This window comes from Arthrobacter sp. 05T47, assembly GCF_056395825.1.
In genome coordinates this window covers 45596-62365 of record NZ_JBFTKG010000015.1, presented here as the reverse complement: position 1 = coordinate 62365, position 16770 = coordinate 45596, and the positions used below count along the sequence as shown (strand labels likewise).

Below are 16770 nucleotides of genomic sequence, written 5' to 3'. Positions count from 1 at the left end.
AAGGGTTCTGGAGGCATTCCGGAACGGGAAGGGAAATTCTTTGCGCAATCGGTCCACTGGCGGAGCTCTCGCCTGCATTCTGCTGTTGGGAATAGGAGTGACCAGTTGCTCCAGCGGCGCGCCCGTCAGCGAGGTCCGGGGATCCCTCACCGCGATCGGCACGCCCGTGCAGAAGGACCCGATTGGCGCCTGGAGCAATGCCTGGAGCAAGGACCTCACCGCCACGTCGCTGAACTATTCGCCGGACGGATCCAACGTGGGACTGACCGCCCTGGCAACGCGCCAGGCCTACTTCGCGGCCTTGGACGGCCCCCTCACCCCGGACCAGCAGAACCAGACGAAGGACGTCTGCGGCCCCGAGGGCGCCTTTTCCGTCCCCGTTTCCGTGACCTCGATCGGCGTCGCCCTCAACAACCCCAGCCTTCGGAATGTCAGGCTCTCCCGCGAAGTCCTGGCCGGGATCTTCTCCGGCTCCATCAAGCGCTGGGACGCACCCGAAATCGCGGACATCAATCCGGGGACATCCCTCCCGTCCGATGACATCGTTCCCATCACGGCCACGGAACCCAGCATCGAAACCGAGGCGGCCACAAAGTACCTCAGCGCCGACGCAGCGTGGACCTCGGGAGTCTCCGCCACTTGGCCCAAGGCCGAGAACGCCGTCACGGTCAAGAAGCACTCCGACCTCGCAGACAAGGTCGACAAGACTGCCGGCGGCATTGCTTTCATGGACCTCGGTTCGATCGGCAGCCGCTTCGAAACCGCGCTGCTCTCCTTCGGCGGCGGCTACGTCCGCATGTCCAAGGACTCGGCCACGGTGGCCGCCCAGGAAGGCAGCACCCGGAAGCTGCCCACGGGAGTGGAGTTCACGCTGCCCGAGACCAGCGGGCAGGGCTACGCCCTCGGCGTCGTCAGCTACCAGGCGTTCTGCAGCGAGTATTCAAACCACCAACTGAGCACCCTCGTAAAGTCCTGGGGGGACTATGTCCTCAGCCCGGACGGCCAGGTCACCTCAACGTACTTCGCCAACGTCACCTCCCCCAGTGAAGAGGCCGTGCGGGAATCCAAGAGATTGATTGACACGATCGGGGACGCACAGTGATCGACGCAACCGAGGCGGAACGTCCCTCCCCCACAGGCTCCGCGGCGGGCACCCAGCCCGGCCGAAAGGCGCGGCGGTTCGCGCTGTCCCAGACCACCCGCGGCGGAAGGGGCTTCTTCCTCCCCGTTTTTGGGCTGCTCTCGATCCTCATCACCTTGTGGATCCTGGCCACGCCGCTCATGGCCTACCCGGACGAACCCTCGCACACCATCAAGGCGGCCGCAGTGGCCCGGGGCCAGTTCTTCCCGGGTCCGGGCGAATCCTATGGCCACGGCGTCCACGTGCAGGTTCCGTCCTACATCGCCAACGTGCAGTCGCAGATGTGCTTCCCCTTCCAGGTGACGAAACCGGCCGGCTGCGCCCCGGCGATCCCCATGGATGACAACGACCTCACGATCGGCGTGACATCTGCCGGGCTCTACAACCCCTTCTACTACTGGCTTGTCGGGCTGCCCAGCCTCTTCATGTCCGGTGCGCCGGCGATCTTCGCAATGCGGATCGTCAGCGGGCTGCTGTCCGCGGCTTTCTACGCCGCCGGTTTCACCGCGCTGTCCCGCATGCGGCACCCGAAGTGGCCGCTGATCGCCGCCACCATTGCGACGACGCCGATGGTCCTGTTCCTCGCCAGCGGCATCAATCCCAATTCCCTGGAAATCGCGGCCTCCATGGCCGCCTTCTGCGGGCTGGTGTCCGTGCTGGAGAATTCGCGGCACCTCGAGCGGGCCCGCCCGGGCATCCTGACCGTCGGCATCGCGGCCGCGACGCTCGCCAACACCCGCAATGTGTCCCTGTTGTGGCTGCTCTGCGGCGCAATCGTTGCCTGCCTCTTCTTCCGCCGCGCGGACCTCTTCGCCATCTTCAAGAACCGGGTGGTGCTGGCGGTGACGGCGCTGACCACCGTGGGAATCGTCCTGGGCATAGCGTGGAATTTCCTGATGTTCAGGGCGCCGGCCTCCGCCGGCGAAGCCCCGGCCGGGATCTCGAACGTCGCCGGCGAGGTGCGGCCCTACAACGCGTTCCTGACTATGATGGACAAGTCCTTTGACTTTGCCGGCCAGTACATTGGCGTCGCGGGGTGGCTGGATGCTCCCGTTCCGCAGGCTGTGCACATGTTCTGGAACATGTTGCTGTTCGGCCTGATCCTCACGGTGTTGCTGGTCCGGCCCTACCGGCTGCAGGCGGCGTTCTGGGTGGCGGTCGGGTTGCTGGCGGTGGTCCCCGCCGTGGTGCAGGCTGCCCTCATCAACACCGCCGGTTTCATCTGGCAGGGCCGGTACAGCCTGCCGCTGTTCACCATCGCGATCATCTCGGCCGGCCTCGCCATGCGGTTCCGCCCGTTTGGACGGCGCCCGCAGAGCCGGACCATCGCCCGGATCCTGTTGCTGGCCGGCTGCATCGCGCATACCTACGCCTTCGTGAACGTGCTCCGGCGCTACGTTGTGGGGCTGCAGGAGACGGCCAACTGGCAGACGATGTTCACCGTGCCCGGCTGGCAGCCGCCGCTGACGTGGGAGGTCCTCACCTTGGCTTTCGCGGCCGCGGTGCTGTTCTGTGCGTCCAAGCTGTTCAGCTATCTTTTCCCCGGCCATGCGCTGCTTCCGAAGCGGGCCCTGCGGTTCAGGACGAAGCGTTCAGCCAAGCGCTCCGTCGCCGCAACGGAAGCCGGCTGAGCCGAACCGCCCGCCGCAGCGTCGCCGGCAGAGCCGGCTAGGCCGGGACGCCCGGAGCGCCAAGAAGACCCGTTCACGCGAAGTGAACGGGTCTTCTTTGCATTCAGGGGTGATTCAGTTCTGGGTGCCTGCTCAGTGCTGGGAAACCGTTGCGCCCATGTACTGCTTCAGCCGTTCGGAGGACAGCGGCGGAACGAACCCGGCGGCCTTGATCTTGTCCAGCTCGAGGGCGCTGTTCAACGGGCGCGGCGAGACGGCCTTGCCTTTGAAGTACTCCTCCGTGCTGACACCGGTCACGGCGTCCCGCGACTTGCCGGCAAGCTCGTAGACGTCGGCGGCGATGTCCGCCCAGGACTGCGGCTCGCCGTCGTTGCTGAGGTTGTAGACCCCGTAATCGGCGCCCGATTCCAGCAGGTGCGCGATGCCGGCGGCAATGTCTTCGGTGAAGCTCAGCCGCCCGATCTGGTCATCCACCACCGAGGGTTCAATGCCGCGCTCCGCGAGCGAGGCCATGGTGCGGACGAAGTTGTTGCCCTCGCCGATCACCCAGCTGGTGCGCACGATGTAGTGCCGGGGCACCACGCAGACGACGGCGTCGCCCGCGGCTTTGGTCTGGCCGTACACGCCCAGCGGCGCGACGGGTTCCGCTTCGTCGTGCGTGGCGCGCGTGCCATCGAAGACATAGTCCGAGGACACGTGCACCAGCGTGAGGTCGTGCTCGACGGCGGTGCGGGCCAGCCGGGACACCGCCGTGACGTTGACCGCCCAGGCGGCGGCGCGGCCCTCTGCCGACTCGGCGGCATCAACGGCGGTGTAGGCCGCGGCGTTGATGATGGCGGAGTAGTTCTTCCAGTTCCTTCCGGCGAAGGCGTCTTCGCTGCCGAGGTCAAACGCGTCCCGGCCGGCAAACTCAACGGACGCATCGCCGTCGTACTGTTTGCGCAATGCCTTGCCGAGCTGGCCGTTGGCGCCGACCACCAGGACCTTTTTCGGAGGCATCGGGGTGACATCGGCCAGGCGCGGGTGCGCCTTGTCCTTCTCCGAGAGCTCGGCCTGGTCCAGCGGCACCGGCCAGCTGATCGCGGCGGTCTCGTCGGCCAGGTTCAGGAACGTGTACTGGCCCTGGGCGTCGGCGGACCAGTGGTCGTTGACCAGGTAGGTGTAGGCGGTGTTGTCCTCCAGCGTCTGGAAGGCGTTTCCCACCCCGCGGGGAATGAAGATGGCCTGGCTGGGATCAATCTCGGCGGTGAAGACCGCCCCGAACGTCGGGCCTTCGCGCAGGTCCACCCAGGCGCCGAAAATCCGGCCGGTGGCCACGGAGATGAACTTGTCCCACGGCTCGGCGTGGATGCCCCGGGTGGTGCCGGCCGACTCGTTGAACGAGATGTTGTTCTGCACGGGGCGGAAGTCCGGCAGGCCCAGSGCCRCCATCTTTTCSCGCTGCCAGTTCTCCTTGAACCAGCCMCGGTTGTCACCGTGGACCGGRAGGTCGTAGAGGACGACGCCGGGAATCGGGGTTTCGTGTGCTGTGAGCTTCTTCGAGAACTCGATCGACATGATCTACTGGCCCTGTTCCTTGTACTTGGCTTCCGTCGCGGCCTTCTGCGGCCGCCACCAGTCCTCGTTGTTCCGGTACCAGGCGATAGTGTCCTCGATGCCGGCGTCGAAGTTGGAGAACTGCGGCTCCCAGCCGAGTTCGTCGCGGAGCTTGGCGGAGTCGATCGCGTACCGCATGTCGTGACCGGGCCGGTCCACCACGTGGTCGTACGCGTCCGGGGCCTGTCCCATGTGCTTGAGGATCAGCTCGACGACGTCCTTGTTGTTCTTCTCGCCGTCGGCGCCGATCAGGTAGGTCTCCCCGATCCGGCCCTTGGCGATGATCGCCAGGACGGCAGAGGAGTGGTCATTGGCGTGGATCCAGTCGCGGACGTTCTCGCCCTTGCCGTACAGCTTGGGCCGGATGCCGTCTATCACGTTGGTGATCTGGCGCGGGATGAACTTCTCCACGTGCTGGTACGGGCCGTAGTTGTTCGAGCAGTTGCTGATGGTCGCCTGCAGGCCGAAGGACCGCACCCAGGCGCGGACCAGCAGGTCCGAACCCGCCTTGGTGGAGGAGTACGGGCTGGAGGGGTTGTACGGCGTGCTCTCGGTGAACCGCTCCGGGTCGTCGAGCTCGAGGTCGCCGTAGACCTCGTCGGTGGAAATGTGGTGGAAGCGCTTGTTGTGCTTCCGCGCGGCCTCGATCAGCGTGTACGTTCCGATGATGTTCGTGTCCAGGAACGGGCGGGGATCGTGCAGGGAGTTGTCGTTGTGGGATTCGGCCGCGTAGTGGACCACGACGTCGGCCGCGGCCACCAGGTTTTCAACCACAGCGGCGTCGCAGATGTCGCCCTGCACCAGCGTGAAGCGGTCTGCAGCCAGGCCCGCCAGTGATTCCACATTGCCCGCGTAGGTGAGCTTGTCGAGGACCGTGATGTGGTGGTCTGTGTTCTCCAGTACGTAGTGGACAAAATTGGAACCGATGAATCCGGCACCGCCGGTGACAAGGAGTTTCTGCATTAAGCCAGCTTACCGGCTGCCAAAAATCTCCCTTCGCCGGGACTGACACACCAATCGCAACATTGGCCACAGTGGTATCAATGGGGGCAATTGGTTACTCTTTACGCACATGCGGGGGTGATCTTGGCCTCTGTCCAGACCCTCCGGAGTAATGGTGAAGACAACTAGAATCCACAAACTACGGACCGCGGCGGCACTCTGCCTTCCCTTCGCGCTGGCGCTGACCTGGGCTAATCCTGCTTCTGCGGCACCAGCGCCCAGCCCGTCCCCCGCGGCCAGCACTAAGGCCCCTGCGCCCGCCGCCACCCCCAAAACTGCCGCTCCCAAACCGGCCGCGACGTCGGCCAGCAGCACCGCTGCTGCCACGGCACCCGCAACCGCGCCGGCCAGCGCCCCCGTCACGGCCCCCGCAACCGCGCCGGCCCAGGCCAGCGCAGCTGCCACCGCCCCGGCGTCGCCGTCCGCCCGGGTGCAGGCGGCAACCGCCGCGGAGTCCGCGCCGGAACAGGGCCAGGCCCGCATGGGCCGGGCCGGGCTCAACCCGGCGTCGGCCTCGGCTGCCATGGCCAGGACACAGCAGGTCCCGATCACCCAGGCCACCGAGCCCTGGGTGGCGGAGCAGCCCTCCTTCACCCGCGGGCAGCCGCTGGGCCTGGATGTCAGCTCCTGGCAGGGAAGCGTCAACTGGTCTTCCGTGAAGGCCAACGGCGCCCGCTTCGCCTACGTCAAGGCCACGGAGGGCACCACCTACCGCAACAGCGAATTCGGGACCCAGTACACCGGGGCGAGTTCTGTCGGGCTGCTCCGCGGCGCCTACCACTTCGGCCGGCCGGATGTTTCCGACGGCGCCGCCCAGGCCCGGTTCTTCGTCAACAACGGCGGCGGCTGGTCCGCCGACGGCATCACGATGCCCCCGGTCCTGGACATCGAAGACAACCCCTATGCCGGCCTAAACCGCTGCTACGGCGCCTCGCCGGGGCAGCTGGCCACCTGGGTCCGCGACTTCACCCAGACCGTGTACCGCATGACCAACAAACAGGCCATGATCTACACCAGCTACTACTTCTGGCGCGACTGCCTGGGCAACACCAGCGAGTTCAGCCAGGTGAACCCGCTCTGGCTGGCCTCCTACTACACCAGTTCGCCCGCCGTTCCCGGCGGTTGGCCCACCTATACGGCCTGGCAGTACGCCAACGCCTTCGCTGACGCGTCCCAGACCACCAGGGCCACGTTCCCTGGCGACCAGAACGTCTTCAACGGCTCGATGGACCAGCTGCGGAAATTCGCCTCCACGCCTGACACCTATCCCATCGGCCTGATCCCGGGCGCTACCTTGCTGAGCGGCAAATGGGCAGGAGACGGCAAGTCCTACACCGGCTGGTTCAAGGACGGATTCTGGTGCCTGCAGATGCCCTCCGCGCCGCGGCGCTGCTTCAGCTACGGCAGCCCGGGCGACAAGCCCGTCGTCGGCGACTGGAACGGGGACGGCCGGGCCGGGATCGGGGTCTTCCGGAACGGCATGTGGTGGCTCGTGGACGACATCAACACCCGGGCCATCACAAAGGTCGTCGGCTTCGGCGTCGGATCCGACACACCCATCGTGGGCGACTGGAGCGGCTCCGGCCGGGACGGAATCGGCATCTGGCGCAACGCCAGCTTCCAGGTCAGCTACAACGTCAACAACCCGGTGGTCAATGAGTACACCGGCTTCGGCGTTCCTTCCGATACGCCGATCGCCGGCGACTGGGACGGGGACGGGAAAACCAGCATCGGGGTGTGGCGCAACGGAGAGTGGTGGCTGAGCAACCGCATCAAGTCCCCTGTGGTGTCCAACTTCATCGCCTTCGGGGTCGGCTCCGACCGTCCCATCACCGGGGACTGGAACGGGGACAAGCTGACCACTGTGGGCATTGTGCGCGGCAACAGCTGGCAGCTGACCAACAGCCTGACCAAGCGGACAGTGGACGTCTCCTACTTCTAGGAGGGCCGCCAGGCCCGGGCGGCTAGGACTGCCGGAGCCTCCGGCGGGCCTCGACCATGAGGCGCACGAGCACCACCCGGGCAGCCAGGATCACGCGGAGCGAGCGCCAGCCACGCGGGGTCGCGTTGCTCTCATGCAGCCGTCGCAGCAAGGTCGGGGCGTCCAGGTGGCGGATCGAGCCGGCAGTGTTGCCCAGGATCGCCAGCCACAGGTCGTGGGACTCGCGCAGGTAGGCGGGAACGGGGACGAAACTGCCGAGCACTTCCCGGCGGAAGGCCATCCCGCAGCCGTAGTACGCGCGGTAGCCCACCAGGATGCCCCAGAGATTGGCGCGGTGCCGGCCGCTGTCGGCGGCGCGGAGCCGGGGAATCCGGGGACGTTCGCCGCCGCCGAGCACATCGAAGTTACTGGCCACGACGGCGTGGGTCTGAAGCGCCTCCAGCATGGCGTCCAGCCGCCCTTCAATCCAGACGTCGTCCTGGTCCGCAAGGAAAATTGCCGCTCCACGGCTGGCCCGCACGGCCTGCTCGAAGGAACGGACGTAGCCCTGGTTGGCGGCGGCCTCGATCAAGCGGATCCGGGGATCTGTGAGCTCCCGGATGGCCGCCACGGTGTGGTCCTTGGAGGCGTCGTCGACGATCACGACCTCGTCGTCGGGGCCCAGCTGGGCCAGGATCGAGGCGAGCTGCTCCCCCACGAACTCCGCGCCGTTGTAGGTGGCCATGCAGATGCTGGCGCGGAGCGGAACGTCGGGCAACTGGTTCTGATCGTTCATCTGCACCATCCTAGGGGACCCCGGGCAGCGCCCCGGCATCCCGTAGGATCGAAGGACGATGTCTCAGAAACAAGGATTCCGGCTCGAATGAGAACCATACTGTTAAGACTTTCAGGGTTCACCGTTCTGCCCCTGCTGTCCTTGATAACCCCGCTGCTGCTGATCCCGGTCATCTCCGGATTCGTCGGCGGCGAAGGAATCTCCAGCGTCATCTCCGGACAGGCGATCGGCACTTTCGCCGCCACGGTGCTGATGTGGGGCTGGAACGTGGACGGGCCCGTCGCCGTCGCCCGGGCAGCCACCAGCACCGAGCGGGCCAGTGTCTACCTGCGCAGCATCCGGACCCGGCTGCTGCTGCTCGTCCTGACCCTGCCCGCCGCCGCCGTCGTCGCCGCATTCGTGGCCGTACCCGCATTCCGGTGGGACGCCGTGGCCATGGCCTGGGCGGTCGCCATCGCGGGGATGTCGCCGGCGTGGTTCTGCATCGGCCTGGGCCAGCCACGGCTGCTGGCCGTCTACGACACCGTCCCGCGCTTCATCGCCACTGCCCTGGCGGTTCCCGTCCTGCTGATCACCCMTCAGCTGTGGTACTACACGGCACTGATCGCGGCCACGGCCCTGGTCTCGCTGATCTTCTTTCACCGGACCTACTCCCCCGGGGGCAACTGGTGGCCGCGCGATCTCCGCGGCGCCGTCCGCGAACTGGGAGGGCAGGGCCGGACTGCGGGGATCAGCCTCGCGGGCAATGCCTACGCCTCCACGCCCACCCCGATTGCGACCGCCACCACAGCCCCGGCGGCATCGGCTGCCCTGGCGACGGCCGACACCCTCTACCGGTTCGGCTTGTTCACGGTGGTGGCCCTCGGCAATGCCTTCCAGGGCTGGACCCTGGAGCGCGATGCGTCCGGGCGCAAGCGGCGCCACCTGGCAGCCATCTGGTCCCACATCGGCCTCGGCGTGATCGGCGCGGCGGTCCTGACGGCCGCCGGACCGTTTGTCAGCAGCCTCCTCTTTGCCGGGCAGGCCCAGGCAACTACCGAGTTGTGCCTCTACTATGGGCTCGCGTTCCTCTTCCTGAGCGCCAGCACGCCGTTCATCCGCAACCTGCTCATCCCGGCCGGCCAGCAGGGCCTGGTGCTGCGCTGGACGCTGATTTCGGCCGTGTTCGGGGTCGCGGCCATGATCTTTGCCGGGTCTAGGGGAAACGCCCCGGGCATCGCGCTGGGCATGGCCCTCAGCGAAGCCATTTTGTTCGTGACTCTACTGATCCCGGGGTCGAAAGTGCTTGCCAAAGAAAGTATGGACGCAGTTGCCGCCAAATAATCCGTCGCCAAATGATCCGTCGCAGACCGTTGTCGCCGTCGTCGCCGCCTATCGGCCCGATCCATCGCTGACCGACACGGTGCGTGCCCTCCAGCAGCAGGTGCAGTACGTCGTCGTGGTTGACGACGGATCTCCCGCCGGCTCCGAATCCGTGCTGGCCGGTCTCGCGGACGCCGGCGCCCTGGTGGTCCGGCAGCCGAAGAATTCCGGAATCGCTGCCGCGCTGAACGCCGGAGTGGCGGATGCCCGGACCCGCTGGAACCCGGACTTTTATCTCACCCTGGATCAGGACTCCCGTCCCACCGGCGAGTACGTCCGGCGGGGCCTGGCCACCTACGCGCAGGCCACCGCGGCCGGCGTCGGCGTCGGGTTCGTGACGGCCGCCTCGTACAGCGGACACCCCATCCCCGTGTTGCACGCCGATGGCCGGTTCGTTCACGCCTTCGATCCGATGCAGTCCGGATTCCTCATCCCGGCCGCCACCGTGGACCGGCTCGGCCCCTTTGAGGAGGCCCTGTTTATCGACGGCGTGGACTCCGAATTCACCATGCGCACACGCGCCGCCGGGCTCGCCGTACTCGTGGGCGAGGGCTGCGACATCGCCCACGACCTCGGACAGCGCGAACCCGGCCGGCTTTTCGGCCGCCCGCTGCGGGTCCTGGGCCGGGAAATTTCGTACAATTACCACTCCCCGAGCCGGGTCTACTACATCAGCCGGAACGGCACCCTGCTGACCCTGCGCTACCTGCGCAGATATCCGGGCTGGGTGCTACGGCGCCTGGTGGAGGAGCTGAAGGCGCACGTCCTGCGCTTTGCCTTCAGCCCCGGCCGCGGCAAGCTCCTGCGGGCTGCCGCCGCCGGATTCGCGGACGCGTTCCGGGGCTCGACCGGGCGCATTCCGGCCGAGCTGGAACGGCGCCTGCTCTGACGGGCTGGCCGCCCTGCCCCGCCTGGGCGGCCCCCGCCAGCAAGGAACCTGAACGCAATTGATATAGTTTGGACGATATGGAAGCCCTACCCTCCCCGCGCGTCTTGGTGATCATGCCTGCCTGGAATGAAGGCGACGTAGTCGGCAGCACCGTGCGGGAAGTCCTCCACACGAATGCCCGCTACGACGTACTGGTCGTCAATGACGGCTCAACGGACTCGACGGCGGACTCGGCAGCAGCTGCCGGCGCAACTGTCCTGAACCTGCCCTTCAACCTCGGCGTCGGCGGCGCCATGCGGGCCGGCTTCAAGTACGCCCAGCGCCTCGGCTACGCCCAGGTCATCCAGGTGGACTCGGACGGCCAGCATGATCCCCGGAACATCGACGAGGTCCTCGCGGGCCTCGAGCATGCGGACATCTCGATCGGCGCCCGCTTCGCCGACCGCGGCGAATACAAGGTCACCGGTCCCCGGAAGTGGGCCATGCAGCTGCTGGCGAAGGTCATTTCCGGCCTCGCCAAGACGCGCCTGACGGACGTCACCAGCGGCTTCCGGGCCGCCAACGAGCGCGCAGTCGCCCAGTACCTCGACCATTACCCCGCCGAATACCTGGGCGACACCATCGACTCCCTCGTCGTGGCCATCCGCTCGGGCTGCACGGTCACGCAGGTGCCCGTGGAGATGCGGGCACGCCAGGGCGGCAAACCCAGCCACAACCCGGTCAAGGCCGCCATCTATCTCGGAAGGTCCGTGTTCGCCCTGCTCTTCGCCCTCACCCGGAAGCCCACACGACTGGCCGCCCGGGCCGCTGAACCCGCAGGAGCCTAGGAATGGGAAATATCGCCGCCTTTTTGCTGGCGCTTGCCATCGTTGCCCTGGTCATCGAAATGCTCCGGCGCAAGAAGCTGCGGGAAAAGTACGCTGTCCTCTGGCTGATCGTCGGTGTCGCCACGCTGGTCCTCGCCGCCTTCCCTCGGCTCCTGAACATCGTCGCCGAATACGTCGGCGTCCAGATCCCCTCCAACCTGCTCTTCGCCATGAGCATCCTCATGCTGCTGGGCGTCTGCCTGCACCTGTCATGGGAAATCTCCGTCGTGGAGGACGAAACCAGGACCCTGGCCGAGGAAGTCGCCATCCTGCGCACCCAGCTCGAGTCGCTCGAGCAGCACCGCCACCTGGCAACCCTGGACACGGTCCGCCCGGCGCCCCATGCGGCGCCGCGGCCTGATCCCCTCCCGGCTCCCCATGCGGGCGCGCCCGCCCCGGCCGCCCCGGCCGGCACGCACACCACCGACCGTCCCGCCGAAAGCTCGGAAGCCTAAGATGCCCCTCGATATTTTCATTCCCTACTGGGGCGACCCCGATTTCATGAAGGAAACCGTCCGCAGTGTCCTGGCCCAGGACAACGGCGACTGGCTCCTGACCGTGGTTGACGACGCCTACCCCGGCACGGAAATCGCCGAGTACATGACCGGAATCCAGGACGAGCGGGTCCGCTACATCCGCAAGGACGTCAACGCCGGCATCACGGAGAACTACCGCACCTGCGTGGGGATGGCCAGCCAGGAAATCATGGTCATCCTCGGCTGCGACGACGTCCTGCTGCCGAACTACGTAGACGTCATCCTGGCCGCCCACCAGCGGTTTCCCGACGCGGCAATCATCCAGCCCGGCGTGCAGGTCATCGACGAACAAAGCCAGGTGGTGGCCACGCTCGCGGACTCCGTCAAGCAGAAGCTCGTCCGCCCCCGGGGCCGCGGCAAGCAGCTGATCGCCGGCGAGGCCATCGCCAGCAACCTCATGCACGGCGACTGGCTCTACTGGCCCTCGCTGGCGTTCCGGACCGACAAGATCCGCGAAGTGGACTTCCGCGACGGGTTCCCGATCATCCAGGACCTCGCCCTCATCATGGACATGATCTACAAGGGCGACCAGCTGCTGATCGAGCCCACGGTGTGCTTCCAGTACCGCCGGCACTCCAACAGCGCCTCCTCAACCAAGCTGGTGGACGGCTCACGATTCGCCGGCGAACGCGAGTACTTCGCCCTCTCCGCGGAACAGGCCGACGCGCTGGGCTGGAACCGGGCCAAGCGCGCCGCCCAGCTCAGGCTCACGTCCCGCGCCCACGCGCTCTCCCTGCTTCCGCAGGCCGTCCTGGACCGCAACTCCACAGCCGTCAGCGCCCTCGTGCGCCACTCCTTCGGCAAGTAAACGCCCCGCAACGAAAGGTCCGCTGTGACTTCTTCCGAAACCTCCGCACGCCCCGGCGGAACCGTCCTTGTCACCGGCGGCGCCGGTTTCATCGGCTGCGCCATCTCCGCCTCCCTCGCAGACGCCTTCGATTCGCTGATTGTGGTGGACAGCCTCCACCCGCAGATCCATGCCACGGGCGAACGTCCCGCGGAGCTCGACGCGCGGGCCGAACTGATCGTGGCCGACGTCGCCGAAGCCGGGACCTGGGACAAGGTCCTGGCCGCGCACACCCCCGACGTCGTCATCCACCTGGCCGCCGAGACCGGCACGGGCCAGTCGCTGGAAGAGTCGACCCGGCACACGCACGTCAACGTCGTGGGCACCTCCCAGCTCCTGGACGGCCTCAACCGCCACGGCAAGCTTCCGCGCAGGATCGTCCTGTCCTCCAGCCGCGCCGTGTACGGCGAGGGCGCCTGGAGCGAAGCCGATGGCAAGGCCTTCTACCCGGGTCAGCGCACCAGCGCCACCCTGGACCAGTCCCAGTGGGACTTCCCCGGCGCCACCCCGCTGCCCATGAAGGCCTCCGAGACGTTCCCGGCCCCCGTTAGCGTCTACGGCGCCACCAAGCTGGCCCAGGAGCACGTCCTGCAGGCCTGGGCAAAGTCCTACGGTGTTGAGACGGTCATCCTGCGGCTGCAGAACGTCTACGGTCCCGGCCAGTCGCTGATCAACCCGTACACGGGCATCATGAGCCTGTTCTGCCGCATGGCGATGGGCGGCAAGTCCATTCCGCTGTATGAGGACGGCGAAGTGCGCCGCGACTTCATCCTGATTGACGACGTCGCCTCCGCGATTGTCGCCGGCGCGCTCTCGGCCACGGTCCAGGGCGCGCCCATGGACATCGGATCCGGCGAGTTCCAGACCATCGGCACCGCGGCGCAGCTCATCGCAAAGCACTACAACGCCCCCGAACCGCACGTCACCGGCCAGTACCGGCAGGGCGATGTCCGGCACGCCTGGGCAGACATCACCGCGGCGAAGGCCGTGCTCGGCTGGACCCCGCAGTACAACCTGGCCCAGGGCATCGACCGGCTCGCCAACTGGATCGACGCCCAGCCCGACGTCCAGCCCGCCTGACCCGGACGGACACCCCAGTGCCCCAGACTGCCGCCGTCGTCTCGCTGTTCAACCCCGACGAGGGCGTGCTGGCCAACGCCGCCGCGCTGCTCGCCCAGGTGGATGCCGTGGTGGTGGTCGACGACGGCAGCCCCGAGGACCCCGCGCGGATCCTGGCCGAGCTGGAGTCCATGGGCTGCATACCGGTGCGGCTCAAGGAGAATTCCGGCATCGCCGCGGCGCTCAACGCCGGAATCTCCGCCGCCCTGGCGGCTGAGCCGAAGCCGGACTACATCCTGACCATGGACCAGGATTCGCTCCTGGGTGCCGGGTATGTGGGTGCGCTCCTCGCCGCCGCGGCGGCCGCCCGGCACGCCGGCGTCGAGGTCGGCATGGTCGCRCCGGCGTCGGTCCGAGGCCTGCCGGTGCGCCGCGGCCCGGTCCTCAACGGCATCCAGCTCGGCGGCGAGCCCATCCAGTCAGGACTCCTGGTGCCCGTACCGGTGCTGGAACGRCTCGGCCTCTTCCAGGGCACGCTGTTCATCGACGGCGTGGACAGCGAGTTCTTCCTCCGCTGCGAGGCCGAAGGGCTGCGCACCGTACTGGCGCCGGACGCTTCGCTCAACCACGCCCTGGGCAGCCCGGCAGCGGCCAACGTCTTTGGCCGTGACGTGTCCGTCGCGGGCCGTCCGCTGAAGGTCAGGACGGCCGCGGACTGGCGCTACTACTACCTCTTCCGGAACCGGATCCTGCTCGCCCGCCAGTACGGCCGGCGCTTTCCGCTGTGGACGCTCAAGGGCCTGCTGGCCGACTATCGTCACCTGGCGATCGTCACGCTGCTGGCCCCCGGCCGCGGCATCCGGCTGGCAAATGCTCTCCGCGGGGTGGCCGACGGCGTGCGCGGCGTCTCGGGCCCCCGCGCGCGCCGCTAGCGCCTGGCGTTTCGGCAGGGGCTGCGTGCCGGTCAGCCGGCTTTCTTGGCCCGCCTCATGACCGGGCGCTCAATCAAGAACCAGCTGGCCGCTGCCAGCGGGATCGTACACAGCGTGGCCGCCACGGTGAACCACAGCACGCCCCAGTGGTACGCCCCGAACACGGCCAGCATCTGCTGGACGGGGAACGCGTAGATGTAGGCGCCGTAGGAAATGTCGTGACGGGCCACAATGGCCGGTTGGGGAAGCCAGGTGGAGATCCACAGCAGGCCGTAGGCGATGAAGGGGGCGGCGAGCTGGCCGCCGAATCCGTCCACCAAGAAGATCGACAGGCCAGCCAGCACGATCGCGACCGGCCCCGCGACCTTGTGGATGCCGATCTTGCTGCTGAGCACCTGCACCACCGCGCCGCCGAGGAAGTACGGGACCAGGCGTGCAGCGAGTTCAAAATCCAGGTTCGACTGGAAGTAGGGCTTCAGGACACCGATGTTGGCCCAGAGGACCACGCTGGCGATGAATGCGGCGATGATGGGCCACGGGGTCTTGCGGACCAACGGGATGAACCCCATCATCGCGACCAGCAGGTAGCACATGAACTCAAAATAGAGGGTCCACAGTGAGCCGTTCCACGCGCCCGGATAGGGCACCCCGGCCGGGGTGCCGGCAATGTCATAGCTGACAATCCGGAGGGACAGGTTCGCGAAGATGGAATTCAAAGGTGTGGTGGCCGTCTGCAGGAAGCCGTGCAGCGAACCGTGCTGGATCACGTAGGCGATCGGGGCGAAGACGAACGCCATGAAGACCAGGCAGACGATGAAGGCCGGGAAGATGCGCGCGACGCGGTGGACCAGGTACCGGCCGATCCCGCTGCCAAACCGGCTGGCGGTGATGAGATAACCGCTGATGCCAAAGAATCCGGCCACAGCCCAGCCACCGAGGTTTTCACCGCGGAACCCCCAGCCGTTGCCGGCGCCGACGACATGCCAGCTGTGCGCCAGCAGGACCGAAAACGCCAGAATCAGCCTGATGAGGTTCAAGCTGTTCTTCCTCGGGTCCAGCCGGCTCCCCACTGCCGGAGCCGGCTTTGCGTTGGGTGTCAGTACAGCTGAGCTCAAATCCCGGTATCCTTCGTTGCGTAGTCCAGACCCGTTACGTAGTCCAGACCCGTAATTCTACCTTGCGCGGCCTCCCGCGTGCCCCCGGCCCCGGCCGCCGAGCGCCTCCCCCGGGCCCACTGAAAGCGGTGCCGGGTTTGCTGTGACCGGCTAAGGTACGGGAGGATTGGGCCCATGCGTGGAATAATCCTGGCCGGCGGTACCGGCTCCCGGCTTCACCCGATAACCCTTGGCATCAGCAAGCAGCTGGTCCCGGTCTATGACAAGCCGATGATCTACTACCCCTTGTCCACGCTGATCCTCGCGGGCATCCGGGACATCCTCATCATCACCACGCCGCACGACGCGGAACAGTTCCAGCGGCTGCTGGGCGACGGGTCCAAGTTCGGCGTCAACCTGACCTACGTCCAGCAGCCCTCGCCTGACGGTCTGGCGCAGGCGTTCGTGCTCGGTGCCGAGCACATCGGGAACGAGACCGTGGCACTGGTCCTCGGTGACAACATCTTCTACGGCCAGGGCATGGGCACGCAGCTGCGCCGGCACGCCGACATCGACGGCGGTGCCGTGTTCGGCTATTGGGTCCGGGATCCCAAGGCCTACGGCGTTGTGGAATTCGACGACGACGGCAAGGCCCTCTCGCTGGAGGAAAAGCCCGCAAAGCCGCGCAGCCACTACGCCGTGCCGGGCCTGTACTTCTACGACAATGACGTCATTGACATCGCCAAGAACCTAAAGCCCTCGGCCCGCGGCGAGCTGGAAATTACCGACGTCAACCGGACCTACCTGGAACGCGGCAAGCTGCAGGTGGAGATCCTCCCCCGCGGAACTGCCTGGCTGGACACCGGAACCTTCGATGATCTCAGCGACGCCTCAAACTTCATCCGCACGGTGGAAAACCGCCAGGGCCTCAAAATCGGCGCTCCGGAAGAGATTTCCTGGCGGCTGGGCTTCCTGACCGACGACGAACTTCGCCAGCGCGCGGAACCCCTGGTCAAGAGCGGCTATGGAGCCTATCTGCTGGGACTGCTGGACCAGACCATCTGACGTGCCCGGCTCTCCTGACGCGCCCGCCTGCGG

General features: G+C 66.9%; 15 protein-coding genes. 11 read left to right on the top strand and 4 right to left on the bottom strand.

The features are described from left to right. The first annotated feature begins 97 nt into the window (after positions 1-97). Complete coding sequence (locus AC1DEY_RS12280; protein WP_476868171.1) at positions 98-1102, top strand: substrate-binding domain-containing protein; 1005 nt, start codon at positions 98-100, stop codon at positions 1100-1102. After that, positions 1099-2772, top strand: a complete 1674-nt coding sequence (locus tag AC1DEY_RS12275) for a DUF2142 domain-containing protein (RefSeq protein WP_476868170.1) — start codon at positions 1099-1101, stop codon at positions 2770-2772. Before AC1DEY_RS12280 ends, AC1DEY_RS12275 begins: the two co-directional genes overlap by 4 nt. A 132-nt stretch (positions 2773-2904) precedes the next feature. Here the strand turns inward: AC1DEY_RS12275 and AC1DEY_RS12270 are convergent, their stop codons facing one another. Next, entirely contained in the window at positions 2905-4329 is a 1425-nt protein-coding gene (locus AC1DEY_RS12270) for a sugar nucleotide-binding protein (RefSeq protein WP_476868169.1), read from the bottom strand. Positions 4330-4332: 3 nt separating this feature from the next. Further along, a complete protein-coding gene (rfbB, locus tag AC1DEY_RS12265; protein WP_476868168.1) occupies positions 4333-5331 on the bottom strand; it encodes a dTDP-glucose 4,6-dehydratase in 999 nt (332 codons plus the stop codon). 154 nt (positions 5332-5485) lie between these two features. Between rfbB and AC1DEY_RS12260 the strand changes: the two genes are divergently transcribed. After that, positions 5486-7312: a GH25 family lysozyme gene (locus tag AC1DEY_RS12260; protein ID WP_476868167.1), complete on the top strand. Its 1827-nt coding sequence runs from the start codon at positions 5486-5488 to the stop codon at positions 7310-7312. A gap of 22 nt (positions 7313-7334) precedes the next feature. Here the strand turns inward: AC1DEY_RS12260 and AC1DEY_RS12255 are convergent, their stop codons facing one another. Then, positions 7335-8087, bottom strand: a complete 753-nt coding sequence (locus tag AC1DEY_RS12255; RefSeq protein ID WP_476868166.1) for a glycosyltransferase — start codon at positions 8085-8087, stop codon at positions 7335-7337. Positions 8088-8174: 87 nt separating this feature from the next. Here AC1DEY_RS12255 and AC1DEY_RS12250 point away from each other — a divergent pair, with 87 nt between their 5' ends. From AC1DEY_RS12250 to AC1DEY_RS12220, 7 genes are all read left to right on the top strand, one after another. Continuing rightward, positions 8175-9410, top strand: a complete 1236-nt coding sequence (locus tag AC1DEY_RS12250; RefSeq protein WP_476868165.1) for a polysaccharide biosynthesis protein — start codon at positions 8175-8177, stop codon at positions 9408-9410. Continuing rightward, positions 9397-10338 carry a glycosyltransferase gene (locus AC1DEY_RS12245; protein WP_476868164.1) on the top strand — a complete coding sequence of 314 codons (942 nt, stop codon included), beginning with the start codon at positions 9397-9399 and terminating at the stop codon, positions 10336-10338. Before AC1DEY_RS12250 ends, AC1DEY_RS12245 begins: the two co-directional genes overlap by 14 nt. Positions 10339-10415: 77 nt before the next feature. Further along, positions 10416-11165, top strand: a complete 750-nt coding sequence (locus AC1DEY_RS12240; protein WP_476868163.1) for a glycosyltransferase family 2 protein — start codon at positions 10416-10418, stop codon at positions 11163-11165. A gap of 2 nt (positions 11166-11167) precedes the next feature. Then, positions 11168-11659: a DUF2304 family protein gene (locus tag AC1DEY_RS12235; protein WP_476868162.1), complete on the top strand. Its 492-nt coding sequence runs from the start codon at positions 11168-11170 to the stop codon at positions 11657-11659. A 1-nt stretch (position 11660) separates the two neighbouring features. Continuing rightward, on the top strand, positions 11661-12548 hold the full coding sequence (locus tag AC1DEY_RS12230) for a glycosyltransferase family 2 protein (protein ID WP_476868161.1): 888 nt from the start codon (positions 11661-11663) through the stop codon (positions 12546-12548). 24 nt (positions 12549-12572) lie between these two features. After that, positions 12573-13667 (top strand): NAD-dependent epimerase/dehydratase family protein, encoded by a 1095-nt coding sequence (locus AC1DEY_RS12225; RefSeq protein WP_476868160.1) that lies wholly within the window; start codon positions 12573-12575, stop codon positions 13665-13667. 17 nt (positions 13668-13684) lie between these two features. Further along, on the top strand, positions 13685-14578 hold the full coding sequence (locus tag AC1DEY_RS12220; RefSeq protein WP_476868159.1) for a glycosyltransferase: 894 nt from the start codon (positions 13685-13687) through the stop codon (positions 14576-14578). A gap of 32 nt (positions 14579-14610) precedes the next feature. On the opposite strand, the gene AC1DEY_RS12215 is transcribed toward AC1DEY_RS12220, so the two are convergent. Then, complete coding sequence (locus AC1DEY_RS12215) at positions 14611-15615, bottom strand: acyltransferase family protein (protein WP_476868158.1); 1005 nt, start codon at positions 15613-15615, stop codon at positions 14611-14613. A gap of 252 nt (positions 15616-15867) precedes the next feature. Here AC1DEY_RS12215 and rfbA point away from each other — a divergent pair, with 252 nt between their 5' ends. Further along, positions 15868-16737 carry a glucose-1-phosphate thymidylyltransferase RfbA gene (rfbA, locus tag AC1DEY_RS12210; RefSeq protein ID WP_390203977.1) on the top strand — a complete coding sequence of 290 codons (870 nt, stop codon included), beginning with the start codon at positions 15868-15870 and terminating at the stop codon, positions 16735-16737. Positions 16738-16770 lie beyond the last annotated feature (33 nt).

What these genes read in the sequence shown, in the direction of transcription:
- rfbB (WP_476868168.1), bottom strand. Translation starts at nt 5,331, where the DNA reads ATGCAGAAACTCCTTGTCACCGGCGGTGCCGGATTCATCGGTTCCAAT.
- AC1DEY_RS12255 (WP_476868166.1), bottom strand. Translation starts at nt 8,087, where the DNA reads ATGAACGATCAGAACCAGTTGCCCGACGTTCCGCTCCGCGCCAGCATC.
- AC1DEY_RS12240 (WP_476868163.1), top strand. Translation starts at nt 10,416, where the DNA reads ATGGAAGCCCTACCCTCCCCGCGCGTCTTGGTGATCATGCCTGCCTGG.
- AC1DEY_RS12235 (WP_476868162.1), top strand. Translation starts at nt 11,168, where the DNA reads ATGGGAAATATCGCCGCCTTTTTGCTGGCGCTTGCCATCGTTGCCCTG.
- AC1DEY_RS12230 (WP_476868161.1), top strand. Translation starts at nt 11,661, where the DNA reads ATGCCCCTCGATATTTTCATTCCCTACTGGGGCGACCCCGATTTCATG.
- rfbA (WP_390203977.1), top strand. Translation starts at nt 15,868, where the DNA reads ATGCGTGGAATAATCCTGGCCGGCGGTACCGGCTCCCGGCTTCACCCG.